Origin of the sequence: Sinomicrobium kalidii (genome assembly GCF_021183825.1) — a bacterium.
Taxonomy (GTDB): domain Bacteria; phylum Bacteroidota; class Bacteroidia; order Flavobacteriales; family Flavobacteriaceae; genus Sinomicrobium; species Sinomicrobium kalidii.
Genome location: NZ_CP089211.1, coordinates 1,672,063 through 1,686,739, shown reverse-complemented (window position 1 = coordinate 1,686,739; position 14,677 = coordinate 1,672,063). Strand labels below are relative to the sequence as shown.

At 44.6% G+C, this 14,677-nt stretch carries 16 protein-coding genes and 1 tRNA gene; 12 read left to right on the top strand and 5 right to left on the bottom strand.

Translation table 11 applies throughout. From position 1 onward, the window contains the following. The first annotated feature begins 227 nt into the window (after nt 1–227). Genes LS482_RS06805 through LS482_RS06795 form a run of 3 tightly spaced genes read left to right on the top strand, consistent with a single transcriptional unit; the run spans nt 228 to nt 3,172 of the window. On the top strand, nt 228–668 hold the full coding sequence (locus LS482_RS06805; protein WP_233030998.1) for a GNAT family N-acetyltransferase: 441 nt from the start codon (nt 228–230) through the stop codon (nt 666–668). 6 nt (nt 669–674) lie between these two features. Beyond that, the gene (locus LS482_RS06800) at nt 675–2,099 is read left to right on the top strand and encodes a sodium:solute symporter family protein (RefSeq protein WP_233030997.1); all 1,425 of its coding nucleotides are present in this window, start codon (nt 675–677) and stop codon (nt 2,097–2,099) included. 2 nt (nt 2,100–2,101) lie between these two features. After that, the gene (locus LS482_RS06795; RefSeq protein WP_233030996.1) at nt 2,102–3,172 is read left to right on the top strand and encodes an alanine racemase; all 1,071 of its coding nucleotides are present in this window, start codon (nt 2,102–2,104) and stop codon (nt 3,170–3,172) included. A gap of 24 nt (nt 3,173–3,196) precedes the next feature. On the opposite strand, the gene LS482_RS06790 is transcribed toward LS482_RS06795, so the two are convergent. Then, entirely contained in the window at nt 3,197–3,910 is a 714-nt protein-coding gene (locus LS482_RS06790; RefSeq protein WP_233030995.1) for a LexA family transcriptional regulator, read from the bottom strand. A gap of 156 nt (nt 3,911–4,066) precedes the next feature. Continuing rightward, a complete protein-coding gene (locus tag LS482_RS06785; RefSeq protein ID WP_233030994.1) occupies nt 4,067–4,522 on the bottom strand; it encodes a retropepsin-like aspartic protease family protein in 456 nt (151 codons plus the stop codon). A gap of 202 nt (nt 4,523–4,724) precedes the next feature. Here LS482_RS06785 and LS482_RS06780 point away from each other — a divergent pair, with 202 nt between their 5' ends. From LS482_RS06780 to LS482_RS06740, 9 genes are all read left to right on the top strand, one after another. Further along, nucleotides 4,725–5,492 carry a TatD family hydrolase gene (locus LS482_RS06780; RefSeq protein WP_233030993.1) on the top strand — a complete coding sequence of 256 codons (768 nt, stop codon included), beginning with the start codon at nt 4,725–4,727 and terminating at the stop codon, nt 5,490–5,492. Nucleotides 5,493–5,691: 199 nt separating this feature from the next. Further along, nucleotides 5,692–6,825, top strand: a complete 1,134-nt coding sequence (locus tag LS482_RS06775) for a 1-acyl-sn-glycerol-3-phosphate acyltransferase (RefSeq protein ID WP_233030992.1) — start codon at nt 5,692–5,694, stop codon at nt 6,823–6,825. A gap of 116 nt (nt 6,826–6,941) precedes the next feature. After that, a complete protein-coding gene (locus LS482_RS06770) occupies nt 6,942–7,970 on the top strand; it encodes an asparaginase (protein ID WP_233030991.1) in 1,029 nt (342 codons plus the stop codon). Between the two features lie 84 nt (nt 7,971–8,054). Next, nucleotides 8,055–8,142: transfer RNA gene (locus LS482_RS06765), tRNA-Ser, on the top strand. 238 nt (nt 8,143–8,380) lie between these two features. Then, a complete protein-coding gene (locus tag LS482_RS06760) occupies nt 8,381–9,193 on the top strand; it encodes a MotA/TolQ/ExbB proton channel family protein (RefSeq protein ID WP_233030990.1) in 813 nt (270 codons plus the stop codon). Nucleotides 9,194–9,213: 20 nt separating this feature from the next. Beyond that, nucleotides 9,214–9,642: a hypothetical protein gene (locus LS482_RS06755; protein ID WP_233030989.1), complete on the top strand. Its 429-nt coding sequence runs from the start codon at nt 9,214–9,216 to the stop codon at nt 9,640–9,642. A 3-nt stretch (nt 9,643–9,645) separates the two neighbouring features. Continuing rightward, entirely contained in the window at nt 9,646–10,263 is a 618-nt protein-coding gene (locus LS482_RS06750) for an ExbD/TolR family protein (RefSeq protein ID WP_233030988.1), read from the top strand. Between the two features lie 6 nt (nt 10,264–10,269). Then, nucleotides 10,270–10,752 (top strand): ExbD/TolR family protein, encoded by a 483-nt coding sequence (locus tag LS482_RS06745; RefSeq protein WP_233030987.1) that lies wholly within the window; start codon nt 10,270–10,272, stop codon nt 10,750–10,752. Between the two features lie 140 nt (nt 10,753–10,892). Continuing rightward, a complete protein-coding gene (locus LS482_RS06740; RefSeq protein ID WP_233030986.1) occupies nt 10,893–11,609 on the top strand; it encodes a porin family protein in 717 nt (238 codons plus the stop codon). A 3-nt stretch (nt 11,610–11,612) separates the two neighbouring features. Here the strand turns inward: LS482_RS06740 and LS482_RS06735 are convergent, their stop codons facing one another. From LS482_RS06735 to LS482_RS06725, 3 genes are all read right to left on the bottom strand, one after another. After that, nucleotides 11,613–12,215: a hypothetical protein gene (locus tag LS482_RS06735; protein WP_233030985.1), complete on the bottom strand. Its 603-nt coding sequence runs from the start codon at nt 12,213–12,215 to the stop codon at nt 11,613–11,615. Between the two features lie 72 nt (nt 12,216–12,287). Further along, nucleotides 12,288–13,748 (bottom strand): RNA polymerase factor sigma-54, encoded by a 1,461-nt coding sequence (gene rpoN, locus LS482_RS06730; protein WP_233030984.1) that lies wholly within the window; start codon nt 13,746–13,748, stop codon nt 12,288–12,290. 110 nt (nt 13,749–13,858) lie between these two features. Continuing rightward, entirely contained in the window at nt 13,859–14,617 is a 759-nt protein-coding gene (locus LS482_RS06725; RefSeq protein WP_233030983.1) for a hypothetical protein, read from the bottom strand. Nucleotides 14,618–14,677 lie beyond the last annotated feature (60 nt).

Below are 14,677 nucleotides of genomic sequence, written 5' to 3'. Positions count from 1 at the left end.
TATTCCGTATATTTACGATACAATGCAAGATAAGGTGAAAATTAATTATAGAAATCGTATGTTGGGAACTTTAGTGGACTTTGTATCGCTGAAACAGTTCTTCAAGATCATATCACCACCCTAATACTGTCATTATTCATCTCCCGGGAAGCTGATCCGTAAGCGGAGTGTGCGGAAGTTTTTGTGCTGTTATTATTTTTCTACAATCTATAAAGTATTACCGTATTATGACATTTGTTATTTATAATCCCAATCAAAAATTGTCGGACGATCAAAAACAGGAAGTGGTCGATTTCCTATATACGCATCTCGAAAATTACGGAGATGAAAAGGAAGCTATTCAAAAGGCGATCGACTTTTCACTGAGGGATACCATCCCCTCTTTGGGCGGGTTTGTCCTGGTGGCCAAGGAAAACAAGGAGATCGTTGCCGCAACGGTAGTCAATAGTACGGGAATGAAAGGTTACATTCCCGAAAATATACTTGTATATATCGCCACACATAAAGATATGAGAGGGAAAGGCATCGGGAAAAAGCTGATGCAGAAAGCCCTGGAGCTTGCCGATGGCAATGTGGCCCTTCATGTGGAACCCGACAATCCGGCAAAGCACCTGTATGAAAAACTGGGGTTTGTAAACAAATACCTCGAAATGCGCTTCATCAAATAACAGGACATGAGCTTCATTGATATCAGCATTTTTGTAGCCTACATCATTGGAGTTATGGTTGTGGGGTGGTATTATTACCTCAAAAACGAAAGTAATGAAGACTATTATGTAGGCGGACGTAACATGAGTAGTTTCCACGTTGGCCTTTCCGTGGTAGCTACCGATGTAGGCGGAGGTTTTTCCATCGGTCTTGGCGGCCTCGGATTTGTAATGGGCATATCCGGTTCCTGGATGCTCTTTACCGGTTTGGTAGGAGCATGGCTGGCTTCGGTGTTCCTCATTCCCAAGGTGATAAAAATGGGGCATCTACACAAATTGCTGACCTTTCCCCAGCTGCTTCGGAAGTTTTACGGGAAAGATGTGGCTTTTCTGGCCGGGATCATCTCTTTTATAGGGTATCTTGGCTTTACCTCTTCACAGTTACTGGCGGGTGCCAAACTGGCTACCGGTACGTTTCCCGCCCTAAGCCTGGACAATGCCCTGATCATTATGGGGGTGGTTGCTGTGATCTATACCGTTGCGGGGGGCATAAAAGCCGTGATCTATACCGATACCTTTCAATGGATGTTGCTTATGGGCGGCCTTATTTGTATCGGGATCCCGCTGGCCTATGTAAAACTCGGAGGGATGGAGGTGATAAGGGAAAGTCTTCCGGAAGGGTTTTTGAGCTTTACCAACCTCACCTGGGTTCAGTTCATTAACTGGCTGGTGACCATTGTGCCGATATGGTTTATCGGGATGACCCTTTACCAGCGTATATTTTCCTGCCGGGACGAAAAGACCGCCAAAAAAGCCTGGTATATCGCCGGGTTGTTCGAGTATCCCGTTATGGCTTTTATGGGCGTGCTGCTCGGATTGTTTGCCCGGGTGGCGGCAGATATGGGAATGTTTACCGAATTTGGCTTTGTCTCGGGGAGCAGCATGGCCGAAACCGATTCGGAAATGGGGCTGCCCCTCTTGCTGCGTTCCGTGCTTCCCGTTGGTCTGATGGGACTGATGATGTCGGCCTATTTTTCTGCGATCATGTCTACGGCGGATAGTTGCCTTATGGCAGCTTCCGGGAATTTTGTTACCGATATCCTGGGGTTGAAGAGTTCTGACAAAAATGTCATCCGCATATCACAGGGGATTACCCTTGTTATTGGTGTGCTGGCCATTCTCATTGCCTATCAGATGCAGAATGTGCTTACCCTTATGCTAAATTCCTATGCCTTTATGGTATCGGGGCTTTTTGTCCCGGTACTCGGAATGTTGTTTGCCAAAAGGGTTAAAGCTGTGGCAGCACTGGCAGCCATGCTTGTCGGAGGGGTTAGTACCTTGATTTTTAGTATCTTTGATACGATACCCATTCCGTTTGGTTTCGACCCTATTATTATGGGTATAACATTATCTGCCGTTGTTTTTCTGGCAGTTAACAGGCAAGCAAAATAATCATGGCATATCTGAAACTGAATATTCGCGCACTGAAACACAACTTCGGGTTTTTGCAGGAACGCTTTAAAAGTCACGGAAAAGACTGGGGGGTGGTTACCAAGCTGTTGTGCGGAAACAAACTTTTTCTGGAAGAGGTCATAAAACTGTATCCCGATTGTATTTTCGATTCGAGGCTGAGTAACCTGGAGATGGTGAAAAAGATCAACCCGAAGATAAAAACGGGATATATCAAGCCCCCGCCCCAGCGAAGTATTGAAAAGCTGATAGACGTGGCCGATATTACCTTCAATACCCAGTTCGAGACGATTGAAATGATAAACCGCTATGCCAAAAAAGCGGGCAGGATACACCAGATTGTCATTATGATAGAAATGGGAGACCTTCGCGAAGGCGTTATGCGTGAGGACTTTGTGGATTTTTATGCCCGGGTGTTCGATCTCGAAGCCGTGGAAGTTATGGGGATCGGTGCCAACCTGAATTGCCTCAATGGTATTATGCCTTCGCACGATAAACTCATTCAGCTCAGTTTATACGAACAGCTTATAGAGGCCAAGTTCAACAAAAAGATCCCATGGGTGTCATTAGGTACGTCGGTAACCCTGCCGTTGCTGCTCAAAAACCTGGTGCCCGAAGGGGTTAACCATTTCCGGATCGGGGAAAGCCTCTTCTTTGGCAATGACCTGATTGACGAAAGTCCCCTGGAAGGGATGAAGCAGGATGTATTTATGCTCTATGCCGAAGTGCTGGAGGTTATGGAAAAACCTACCAACCCCACCGGATATGTCGGTTCGAACGTGGCCGGTGAAACCCGGACGTTCGAAATTGAAGACTATTCCGAGACCAGTGTCCGCGTATTGGTGGACATAGGCATACTGGATATAGAGATAAAAAGTATAAAGCCGCTTTACGAAGAATATCACCTGGAAGGAGGGAGCTCCGACATGATAGTGCTCGATGTGGGGCGCAACAACCATAATATCAAGGTCGGTGATATGGTACCCTTTCAGATAAACTATATGGGAGCCCTTCGCCTGCTTAACTCCAAGTATATCGAAAAACGGCTGGAATAGGGCTTTTTTCGTTAAAAAGCCCTGTTATACAGATCTGCTCCTGCTTCGTTCCCCGATGAGGTCGAGTGAGAATACCGAGTTTACTTTCCACAGCTCCACAATCTCGTCCGTGGACATTTGTATCATCCCGGGAGAAACCAGTTTCTGATCATTGACCAGACGGAGGAATCCGGGAAAGTCGGGATCATGTGTCACCCTGTTGATAAAAATACCTTTTATCTTGCTGACCAGTACGTATATTTGATGGTCAATAATCTTGCCGGGGTCCTCTACATATTCCCCTACCACAAAATCCCCGTCTTTGAGTTTCGGGGACATGCCGGAACCTACAATCTGGAAAGCCCGGGCATTTTCTCCGGCAACAAAGGGCAAATCAAACCTCGGCAGCGTGTTGATGTAAGCGGTGTCATGTAAATTGACCACGTATGGGTAATAAGCCTCCCGGGGTACTACGAAAAAACCTTTTTTTCCGCCGCCACCATGAGAACCCGGAGGAGGGGTGTGATTAAAGAACAGCCTGTTTATGTCCAGTCTGTAGGTATGGCAGACCGTTAATATCCGCCTGTAGTCCAGGGTTTCCCTTTTTTTCCAGGTGGAAAGCGTGTTCGGTTTGATATCCAGGATATCCGATAGTTCTACATTCGTCTGAACCCCCAGGCGGTCTTTCAGCCTTTGCAGTACAACTTCTGTTGAGACGGGGTGTTTCTTTTTCTTTTCTCGAATAGAAATGACATTCATAGGTTGTTTTGGATTAAGGGCCAGATCACTTTTTGGATTAAGGGATGTGAAATGGCTTTGTTGTTGTTTGGTATTTGGAAAATAGCCTAAGCAGGCAATAAATGTAACAAGGGGGCAGCCCAAAGATAATTAATTTTTGCTATTTATGACTCATAATTATTTCCGGTTACGGCTCTTTTTCAGGTAGACACATTTTTTATCATAGTCAATAATGGCCTTTGCTTTTTTCAGTATATCGGCCCCTATAATACCGTGTACGGGCAGCGAATCGTGCTGCACCAGGGCTTCGTTGACATGAGAGAGGTTAAACAATACCAGCTTCACCTTTTTTTTGCTCCAGGAGCCTATGTTCAGGCTGTTTTTTTTAGACATTCGGGTTTCCATATTGTTGGCCCCGGCCCCCGCAGCTTTTACTTCGGAATCTTCCGTGCTGAGGTTGAAATGGTCCACACAATCGGTCCCTACACAGGTTGTGGAAGCCCCAGTGTCCAGTATAAAACGACCTTCTATACCGTTGATCTCCGCCTTTATTTCAAAGTGATTGGTGTTGGTGAGTATCAGCGGAACTCTTACAAATCCTTTTTCACGGAGGAAGCCCTTTAAACTTTTCATATTTTCTCTGTTGATTCCGGGCGTTCGAAGTGATGCGGGATGTCTTTTCTTTATAAAAATCCCGTTCTCCTTCGCCCTGTTTTACTTGGTTTTCAGTGCGGGGCAGATGTTTTACAGGTCCGGTCCCGGTTTTCCTGCCGGGAATTTCCGGTCTTTTCAAAAATTTGTGCAAAGATAGTCGTAATGTTTTTATTTTTGCCCCATGATAATTACTGATACACACACACATTTATATAGTGAAGCCTTTGAGGAGGACCGGGATGAAATGATACAACGTGCCCTCGAGGCCGGAGTAGGCCGTTTTTTCGTGCCTGCTATCGATTCTTCCTATACCGAGGGAATGCTGAAACTGGAAAAGGATTACCCCGAACATGTTTTTCTGATGGCCGGTCTGCATCCCACCCATGTAAAAGAAGATTACAAAGATGAACTGAAACATGTTGAAGAGATGCTCTCCCGGCATAAATTTTATGCCGTAGGTGAGATAGGAATGGACCTTTATTGGGACAAAAGTTATATGGAATCACAGCAAGATGCCTTCCGGCACCAGATAAGGCTGGCAAAAAACCATAAACTGCCCATAGTGATACATTGCAGGGAGGCCTTTGATGAGGTTTTTGACATTCTCGAAGAAGAAAAAGGGGAAGACCTTTTTGGTATATTCCATTGTTTTACCGGTAACCGGGAGCAGGCAGACAGGGCGATTTCCTACAACATGAAGCTGGGGATCGGCGGAGTGGTCACTTTTAAAAACGGCAGGATAGACCGCTTCCTCGACCAGGTGGACATACACAATATAGTGCTGGAAACCGATGCTCCCTACCTGGCTCCCGTACCGTACAGGGGAAAGCGTAATGAAAGTTCATACATAATTAATGTCTTGCAGAAACTGAGCGATATTTACGGGCTTGTTCCTGAAGAGATTGCGGAGGTAACCACCCGGAATGCCGGGGATGTTTTCGGGACGTGAAGGATGCAGACGGCAATAGGGAAAAGAAATTTTAAATATTCCACCGATAAGTAAAGTCAATAAATTTTTGTTCATTTGCCCTATGTGTTTAAATTTGTTGCAGGCCTTAGATAATTGCTGTTCACGAATTTAAAATAGCGCTGTTTTTTCATTGTCTTGTCATCGTGGAGGTTATACCTGTTCTATAAAGACTAATCATTTGGATAATTATAAAGAAATTCGTCCTTATCTGGATAGCGAAGTAAAAGAAGCTCTGAAGGAGTATAAGGATCATCCCATGATCCGAGCCTTACTTTATTTTACTTTTCCGGACAAGTCGCAGGAAGAGATAGAAGAGATACTTGCCTCATGCAACTCCGTAAGCGATTTTCAGGCCAAGGTGATATATAACAGTGTCAGGCACGTGCTGGAGAAGAGTTCGGAAGGTTTTTTCATGTCCGGATTCGAAAAACTGAAGCCCGATACGTCGTATCTTTTTGTATCCAATCATCGCGATATTGTTATGGATACTTCGCTGCTCAATGTGGCCCTGCTCGAGAATAACCTGGTGATGACGGCATCTGCCATAGGGGATAACCTCGTAAAGAAACCCTTTTTACTGGCATTGTCCAGGCTGGTACGCAACTTTTTAATACAACGGGGGTTGTCCCCCCGTGAAATGCTGGAGAGTTCCAGAAAGGTATCGGGTTACATACGGCACCTGTTGCGGGAAGAAAACCGCTCGGTGTGGATCGCCCAGCGTGAAGGAAGGACAAAGGACGGTAACGACCAGACGCAGCAGGGTGTGCTGAAAATGCTGGCACTGGCAAGTGATGAAAAGGAGATCATGGATTATTTTAAAAAGCTGCGCATCGCCCCCGTGTCGATTTCCTATGAATATGACCCCACAGATCTGTTAAAAATGCCCGAACTTATGGCCAGGCATTATGACCTGGAATATGTAAAGACCAGTAATGAAGATTTCAATTCCATATTAAAGGGAGCGCTGGGGCAAAAAAAACGTATCTGCATAAAAATAGGCGATGTACTGGATACCGAACTGGACGATATTAAATACAAACGGGAGCCTGTGAACAAGCAGTTTCAGCTGCTTGCCGACCATATTGACGAACAGATTCACAAAAACTACCGTCTGTGGCCAACCAATTATCTTGCTTATGACCTGCTGAATGGTGTAGAAAAGTTTGCAGACCGGTACAATGAAAAGGAAAAACGACAGTTTGAAAGAAGACTGGAGCGAAGGGTAGGGGAAGGCAACCATGTCGCCAGGCAAAATTTTCTTGCGATGTATGCGAATCCTGTAGTCAACCGAATGAAATATGAAGAGGGATAGTTGTGGTTTTCCTGAGGAAAGCAATGAAATAAAAGCGGGGAATAGCAGCGCGTCCTGTCAGGCACATTCTCCTCAAATCAAAAATAACGGAATCAAAAAACGAAGGGTTTTACGGCATGGGAAAAAGATCTGATATACTCCTTATATATACCGGCGGGACCATTGGTATGATAAAGGATTATAAAACAGGAGCACTGCGGGCCTTTGACTTTGATAAGCTGCTAAAGCGGATTCCCGAGTTGTCTCATCTGGACTGTAATATAAAAACGGTTTCTTTCCGGAAGCCCATTGATTCTTCCGATATGAATCCGGGGTACTGGATACAGATTGCAGAAATCATAGAAGATAATTATACGACTTTTGACGGTTTTGTGGTTTTGCACGGCAGTGATACCATGAGTTATACCGGTGCCGCATTGAGTTTTATGTTTGAAAACCTGGCAAAGCCCGTAATACTCACAGGATCGCAGCTACCCATAGGAGACCTTCGAACCGACGCGAAGGAAAATCTGATCACTTCCATACAAATAGCCGCATTAAAGGAAAAAGGCAGGCCGAAAGTAACCGAAGTCTGCCTCTATTTTGAATACAAACTCTACAGGGCAAACCGCACCACCAAGATAAATGCAGAACACTTTGAGGCTTTTGACTCATTAAATTATCCTTCTCTTGCAGAGAGCGGAGTGCACCTGAAGATCAATGAAGAATACCTTTTAAAACCAAACCGGAGAAAAAAGTTCCAGGTACATAAAAAACTGGACAACAATATTGCGGTTGTAAAACTCTATCCCGGAATAAACGAGGCCGTGCTGTCCGGCATTTTTAATACCCCCGGGCTCAAAGCGGTTATTGTGGAAACTTACGGAGCCGGCAATGCCCCGACAGAAGATTGGTTTTGTAGAATTGTGGAAGACACGGTGAAGAAAGGTATATTTGTGGTCAATGTGACACAGTGTTCGGGAGGGAGTGTGCTTATGGGGAAATATGAGGCCAGTACCCACCTGCAAAAACTGGGGGTTATCAACGGTAAGGATATCACCTCGGAGGCCGCAATAGCCAAACTCATGTACCTTTTGGGAGGTGAAACCAACAAAAAGGCATTTAAAACTGTGTTCGAAACACCTTTGAGGGGAGAAATACGTTAAAAATAATGATATAAATTTTATCAACTAAAAAAAAATTCGTTATTTGGCACCCCAAAGAAAATCATAGCGGTGTTTTTCCAAAACAGAGAGGTGGCCGAGTGGTCGAAGGCGCACGCCTGGAAAGTGTGTATACGGCAAAACCGTATCGAGGGTTCGAATCCCTTCCTCTCTGCAAAAAACAAATAGATTTACAATGTTTTTTTCTGATAATTAATCAATGTTTGCAGCTTTTGCGGACTATTTGACTGTCAGGATGGCAAAGAAGTTCTTAAAAAATCTATTAAATTTCCGGTAACGGAGCAAAGGAGGTATAAACAGGGAGAGTTTTGCTTTCTTTATTGCAAATTCATTAATTGTAAAAATTTTATATCTTTAACCCTATTAACTAACAAAATTTAAGTTTAAAAGAAATGAAAAGATTATTCTCTATTCTGGCTGTTGCCGGATTGATGGCTTTTAGTGCAACGACGGCAGAGGCGAAGGACCTCGCTCCTGTTGTGTCTGAAAATGTTTCGGAAATTGTTGCTCCTGCAGATGATGCTGCTGCTTTTGTTCAAGACGATGCTGCCGCTGCCGAGGAGGAAAGTAGTAGCAGGCCTTTTCACCAGGTGTTGAAAGAGTACTTTATCAAAGGTGGTGCAGGATTTATGGGCATCGTATTGCTGTGTTTGATACTCGGGCTGGCAGTAGCTATAGAAAGGATCATCTTCCTTAATCTTTCCACTACAAACACAAGAAAACTTACTTCTAAAGTTGAAGATGCCTTGTCATCCGGAGGAGTAGAAGCGGCTAAAGAAGTGTGCAGAAACACTAAAGGCCCCGTTGCTTCCATCTTTTATCAGGGGCTGGAAAGAGCCGATGAAGGTACGGAAGCCGCCGAAAAAGCAGTTGTTTCCTACGGAGGTGTACAAATGGGACAGCTGGAAAAGAATGTATCGTGGGTTTCTCTGTTTATCGCTGTTGCGCCCATGCTCGGGTTTATGGGTACGGTAATCGGTATGATTCAGGCCTTTGATAAGATTAGTGCAGCAGGTGGTTTGGATGCCTCTTTGATCGCTGCAGATATACAGGTGGCGTTATTGACTACCGTATTCGGTCTTATCGTGGCGATTATCCTGCAAATCTTCTACAACTATATCATTGCAAAGATCGATAGTATAGTGAACGACATGGAAGAAGCTTCTATCTCTCTGATAGATTTGTTGGCGGCCCATAAAAAGTAACGAAATAGATAATAAGAGTTATGAAGATATTTAAAATTTTATTGATCATAGCAGGGATAATCGGTGTAATCCTCTGGTTTCTGTTGCCAGGGAGCGATGTGCCGGTAGATGTGGCAGCAACAAACACTAATGTAAACCTGATGTTTGTGGTCTCTTATGTATTGCTGGCCATAGCTGTTATCCTTACTGTGATATTCAGTATTAAAAGCTTGTTCTCACATCACAAACTCAAGGAAATGGTTATTTCCCTTGTGGTTTTTGCCCTGGTACTGATAGTTAGTTATGCGCTGTCTTCCGGAAGCGAAGTCAGAGCATCAGACGGTAGCCTGCTGGCAAGTGCATCCACATCCAAACTCGTAGGAGGAGGCCTGATCGCCTTTTACATACTGGCTGCTCTTGCTGTTGCTGCAATGCTGTTTTCAAGTGCGAAAAAACTATTAATAAAGTAAGTTATGGCGAGAAGAGGAATACCGGAAGTAAATGCCGGCTCAATGGCGGACATCGCCTTCCTGCTCCTTATCTTCTTTTTGGTGACGACAACCATTGAGACAGATTCGGGACTGGATCGTAAGTTGCCGCCGGACGAACCGCCGGAAGATGATGTTATAATCAAGGAACGAAACCTGTTACAGGTGCTGATTAACAAGAACGATCAACTGATGGTTGATGAAGAGGTCACCGAGTTGAAAGACCTTCGCAGAGTAGCGATGGATTTCCTGGACAACGGTGCCGGGGTTAACGATAAAGGAGAAACCTGCGATTATTGTCAGGGTGCCAAAGACCCGGAATCGTCTGTTCACCCGGAAAAGGCCATAATCTCACTTGTAAACGACAGGGAAACCAAATACTCCACGTATATAGCGGTGCAAAATGAGTTGGTAGCTGCGTACAACCAGCTGCGAAACCGTGAAGCACGACGCTTGTACGAGATGGACTTTACGGAAATGCAGGATCTTTACCGCGATCCTAAGACTCCGGAGGACGATAAGGAGAAGCTAAAACCCAAAGTGGAGCGAATCCAACAGATGTATCCGCAGTTGTTATCAGAAGCGGAACCAAAGAAAAATTAAGATATTATGGCTAAATTCACAAAAAAGAAAAGTGGCGAATTGCCAGCTGTCTCCACAGCTTCCCTGCCGGATATCGTGTTTATGTTGCTGTTTTTCTTTATGACTGTAACGGTAATGAAAGACAACTCCCTGATGGTAGATAATGTTCTGCCTATTGCCGACCAGGTGCAAAAACTGGACAAAAAGGACAGGGTGGTCTATATCTATGCCGGGAAACCACATCCCAGGTATCAGTCGAAATACGGTACAGAAGCCAGGATTCAGTTAAACGATAAATTTGCAAATGTGGATGAGGTGGCACCTTATATCCTTGCGGAAAAGGCTAAGATGCGCCAGGAATTGCAACCCTTGATGACTACAGCACTGAAAGTGGATAAGGAAACCAATATGGGACTTATATCCGACATTAAACAGGAGCTGAGAAAAGTGAACGCTTTAAAAGTGAACTACACTACCAAGGAAGGAGATGCACTGAGGAATATGGAATAAACCTCATTTCTTGAAACTTATATTTTGCGAAAGCCGGCCTTTTAGAAGGTCGGCTTTTTTGATTTAGCTTGTATAGTAACATGAAATGTTTTCGGAAGGGAAAATTTAAATAAACTATATTTGTTTAAAAGACAATACGTATGAAAGCCCGCTTGTGTGTACTGTTTGTGATATTGTTCCTCTATTGCCTGAATGTGTTTTCACAGGAGAATACACCAGTGGATACGGTGGCTGTTGAAGGCATGGAAGCGGATGACAAGTATAAAGAAGACCAGATATATATCGGGGTCACCTATAATATTTTGCTGAACAGACCTTCCGATGTAAAACAAAACAACCTGTCGAGGGGGATACAACTCGGGATCATCAAGGACATGCCCCTGAACAAAAGGAGGAACATTGCCTTTGGTGTCGGACTGGGGTATGCGTATAACGTACATTTTCACAACCTGCAGTTCCTGGAAGGGAACGGAGGGATAAGCTATCGCGTAATCCCCGATTCTGTCGATTACAGGCGGAATAAGATTGACACCCACATCCTGGAGATGCCTATAGAGTTTCGCTGGCGTACGTCGACTGCAGAAAGCTATAAGTTCTGGCGTGTGTATACGGGGATCAAGCTGGGGTACGTCTTTGCAAATCGCTATAAGTACATTAGTGATGATAAAACAAAGTTTACGAATGATGATATTTCAAGGTTTCAGGCGGGATTGCAGGTGAGTGTAGGCTATAATACCTGGAACTTTTATGCCTATTATGGTCTCAGAAAACTCTTTGAAGGCGGTGCTGTTACGGAGCGTGGAGAAAGCCTGGATATGAGTTCCCTTAAGGTGGGTATCATCTTTTACGCGTTGTGAGGCTCACAACCAGTATGGAAAAACAATAACCTGGGGAAGGGCGCCGAGAAAAACACCCAGGACGATCTCCCGCATGTTATGCGCGCGCAGATATAGCCTTGAAGAAGCCACCGCACCGGAAAAAAGGATCAGCAGGGCGAGGAGCAAGGTTATATTTAGCCGGAAATGAATGCTCAACCCCAGTACGAATGCTGTTACGCCGGAAATGCCTATCATATGAATACTGGCCTTGATTTTCATAAATACAAGTAGCAGGCAACTCAATAAAGCAATTAATATCCCTACAAAGAAGTAATGAAGTTCTACGGAAAAGACGGCGGGGGCGATATAGGTAATGATAACATAGGTAATGGGAAGGGCCGCATACAAGGGGACTTTTCGCTCTTCAACACCGGAAAGTTCATGAGAACGGACCCAGCCCATATTCCGGAACAAAAAATAAAGTACAACGGGAACTATAAGCGTAAGGATTAATACGGGTATAATAATGCTTTTCCTTGCGTCTTCCGGATGATAGCCGGGGGCAATGACATAAAAGATCACAGTACCTGCAAAAGGCATGAAAAGCGGGTGGAACAAGTAGCTGAACAATCTTAAAAAATGCATAAAGGCCTCCGGAGTTAGAAAGACAAAAGATTGGGTTCGGAAACTTCGGCTTTTGTCGTGATGAGATCATTTTTATATCTGCTTTCGCAATCGTGCTACGGGTATGTCCAGCTGTTCACGGTATTTGGCAATGGTCCGTCGGGCAATGGGATAACCTTTTTCCTTGAGGAGTATTGCCAGTTTGTCGTCTGTCAGCGGAGTTTTTTTATCCTCTTCTTCAATAATGTTCTCCAGTATTTTTTTTATTTCCCGGGTAGAAACATCCTCTCCCTGTTCGTTTTTCATGGACTCGGAAAAGAAATCCTTGATGAGTTTGGTGCCGTAGGGGGTGTCTACATACTTACTGTTGGCCACCCTGGACACCGTGGATACATCCATCCCTATACTGTCTGCAATGTCCTTGAGAATCATGGGTTTTAGTTTCCGCTCATCCCCGGTCATGAAATATTCCGACTGGTAGTGCATAATGGCATTCATGGTAACAAATAAGGTCTCCTGACGTTGTTTTATAGCGTCGATAAACCATTTGGCCGCATCGAGTTTTTGTTTGATGAACTGTACGGCATCTTTTTGTGACCTGGATTTTTCCCTGGAATCCTTATAGCCCTGTAACATATTGCTGTATTCCTTGGAAACGTGCAGTTGTGGTGCATTCCTTCCGTTCAGGGACAATTCCAGCTCTCCGTCTGTAATACGGATGGTAAAATCGGGAACAACGTGTTCTACGATACGGTTATTGCCCGAATATGAACTACCGGGCTTGGGGTTCAGTTTTTCTATTTCGTGCACGGCATCTTTGAGTTCGTCTTCAGAGATGTGATGTCGTTGCAGCAGTTTTTTATAATGTTTCTTGGTAAACTGGTCAAAAGACCTTTCCAGTATATCCATGGCCAGCTTAACGCCCGGTATGGGTGTTTTTCGCTTGAGCTGAATGAGCAGGCATTCTTTCAGGTTTCTGGCGGCAACCCCTGCCGGGTCCAGTTGTTGAACAATCCTGAGTACCTCTTCTATTGCACCTTCGTCCGTAAAGACATTTTGTGTAAAGGCCAGGTCGTCCGTGATGTCTTCTATGGAGCGCCTTATATAACCGGTTTCATCAACACTGCCTACGAGGAATTCCGCGATGTCCCTCTGGTTATCATTTAAACTATATGTATTCAGCTGGTTTACCAGATGTTGGTGAAAAGAAGTTCCCGCTGCATAGGGTACGGTTTTTTCCTCGTCATCCGCACTGTAATTGTTGGCTTGCAGCCTGTAATCCGGTATTTCGTCATCACTGAGGTATTCATCCACATTGATGTCCTCTGCCTCTATCTTTTCGTTGTCATAGTCATCTTCAAAAGTATCGTTGACATCATCCTCATAAGCAGACATGTCCTCTTCCTTACCGCTTTCCAATGCGGGATTTTCCTCTATCTCCTGTTTCAGACGCTGCTCAAAGGCCTGGGTAGGCAGTTGTATCAGCTTCATTAACTGGATTTGCTGAGGCGATAGCTTTTGCGATAATTTGAACTGTAACTGTTGTTTCAGCATCTGTCTTCGATTACTCCTGGCTTATAATACAAAAATAATCGAAAACTTTGAATCGCGTAATAATAAAGCGATAAATAGCAGGTAAAGAGATGCGTCGCCCGAAGGAAAAATCAGTCGCTGAAAAAATCGCTGGCGGTATATGTTTGTTCCACCCAGATACCGGAACCGGGAGGAAGTACGTATTCGCTGAGGCCCACTTCCTCGGTTTCCGGCGACCAGTCGTATGTATATCCCAGGCGTGTCCAGGGATAATGACGGTCACCTTCGGATTCCAGGTTGCGGTAATAGGCAAAAATGATGTAATTGTTAAACCAGGACGTATAGGTTTGGGTAACATTAGGAGAAAGGGAAGCGCCTGCCGAACGGGTTTGAATATCCGGATTACCTGCTGGACGATACAGGTTCTCAGGACGAACCCATAGTGCGCTGATATGCGTGTTGCTGTTCTTATTGGCCGGTGGCAGTCCCAGTATCTGGCACAGCCGCATAATGGTATCGGAGGTCTGCGTAAAATTTTCTCCTATCCGTGCTTTCATCTGACCGGGGATGAACAGCCACGATTCTCCCCATGTATTGGTGATGGAGTCTCCGGCCGGATAACTGGAAGGATATTTATTGAAGCTGGCCATTAAAACGTAGTCCTGCCCGTTAATTGTTTTCCATTGCAATCCGGAATTTTCCGGGGTTATTGCCCATAGCGAGTCAATGATCTCGGATGCTTCGGTAACCATCGCATCGGAAACAGATAAATAGTACAACTCATCCGGACTTAATTCCGGTATGGTATCGTCATCATTGCTACAGGCGATAAAGAAAATTGCCGTTAACAGGACGGCAAACAGCCTTAACGGGGTAGTATTGGCCGGCATAAGTAAAGTTTTAAAGATTTGGTGCTATAAATATAAAGGAAAAATAATTGTAAGCGCAAA

Excerpts from the sequence above, each read along its gene's own strand:
- rpoN (WP_233030984.1), bottom strand. The coding sequence starts at position 13,748 with ATGCTGAAACAACAGTTACAGTTCAAATTATCGCAAAAGCTATCGCCT.
- LS482_RS06725 (WP_233030983.1), bottom strand. The coding sequence starts at position 14,617 with ATGCCGGCCAATACTACCCCGTTAAGGCTGTTTGCCGTCCTGTTAACG.
- LS482_RS06760 (WP_233030990.1), top strand. The coding sequence starts at position 8,381 with ATGAAAAGATTATTCTCTATTCTGGCTGTTGCCGGATTGATGGCTTTT.
- LS482_RS06790 (WP_233030995.1), bottom strand. The coding sequence starts at position 3,910 with ATGAATGTCATTTCTATTCGAGAAAAGAAAAAGAAACACCCCGTCTCA.
- LS482_RS06800 (WP_233030997.1), top strand. The coding sequence starts at position 675 with ATGAGCTTCATTGATATCAGCATTTTTGTAGCCTACATCATTGGAGTT.
- LS482_RS06795 (WP_233030996.1), top strand. The coding sequence starts at position 2,102 with ATGGCATATCTGAAACTGAATATTCGCGCACTGAAACACAACTTCGGG.
- LS482_RS06750 (WP_233030988.1), top strand. The coding sequence starts at position 9,646 with ATGGCGAGAAGAGGAATACCGGAAGTAAATGCCGGCTCAATGGCGGAC.
- LS482_RS06735 (WP_233030985.1), bottom strand. The coding sequence starts at position 12,215 with ATGCATTTTTTAAGATTGTTCAGCTACTTGTTCCACCCGCTTTTCATG.
- LS482_RS06785 (WP_233030994.1), bottom strand. The coding sequence starts at position 4,522 with ATGAAAAGTTTAAAGGGCTTCCTCCGTGAAAAAGGATTTGTAAGAGTT.
- LS482_RS06755 (WP_233030989.1), top strand. The coding sequence starts at position 9,214 with ATGAAGATATTTAAAATTTTATTGATCATAGCAGGGATAATCGGTGTA.
- LS482_RS06745 (WP_233030987.1), top strand. The coding sequence starts at position 10,270 with ATGGCTAAATTCACAAAAAAGAAAAGTGGCGAATTGCCAGCTGTCTCC.
- LS482_RS06780 (WP_233030993.1), top strand. The coding sequence starts at position 4,725 with ATGATAATTACTGATACACACACACATTTATATAGTGAAGCCTTTGAG.
- LS482_RS06770 (WP_233030991.1), top strand. The coding sequence starts at position 6,942 with ATGGGAAAAAGATCTGATATACTCCTTATATATACCGGCGGGACCATT.
- LS482_RS06805 (WP_233030998.1), top strand. The coding sequence starts at position 228 with ATGACATTTGTTATTTATAATCCCAATCAAAAATTGTCGGACGATCAA.
- LS482_RS06740 (WP_233030986.1), top strand. The coding sequence starts at position 10,893 with ATGAAAGCCCGCTTGTGTGTACTGTTTGTGATATTGTTCCTCTATTGC.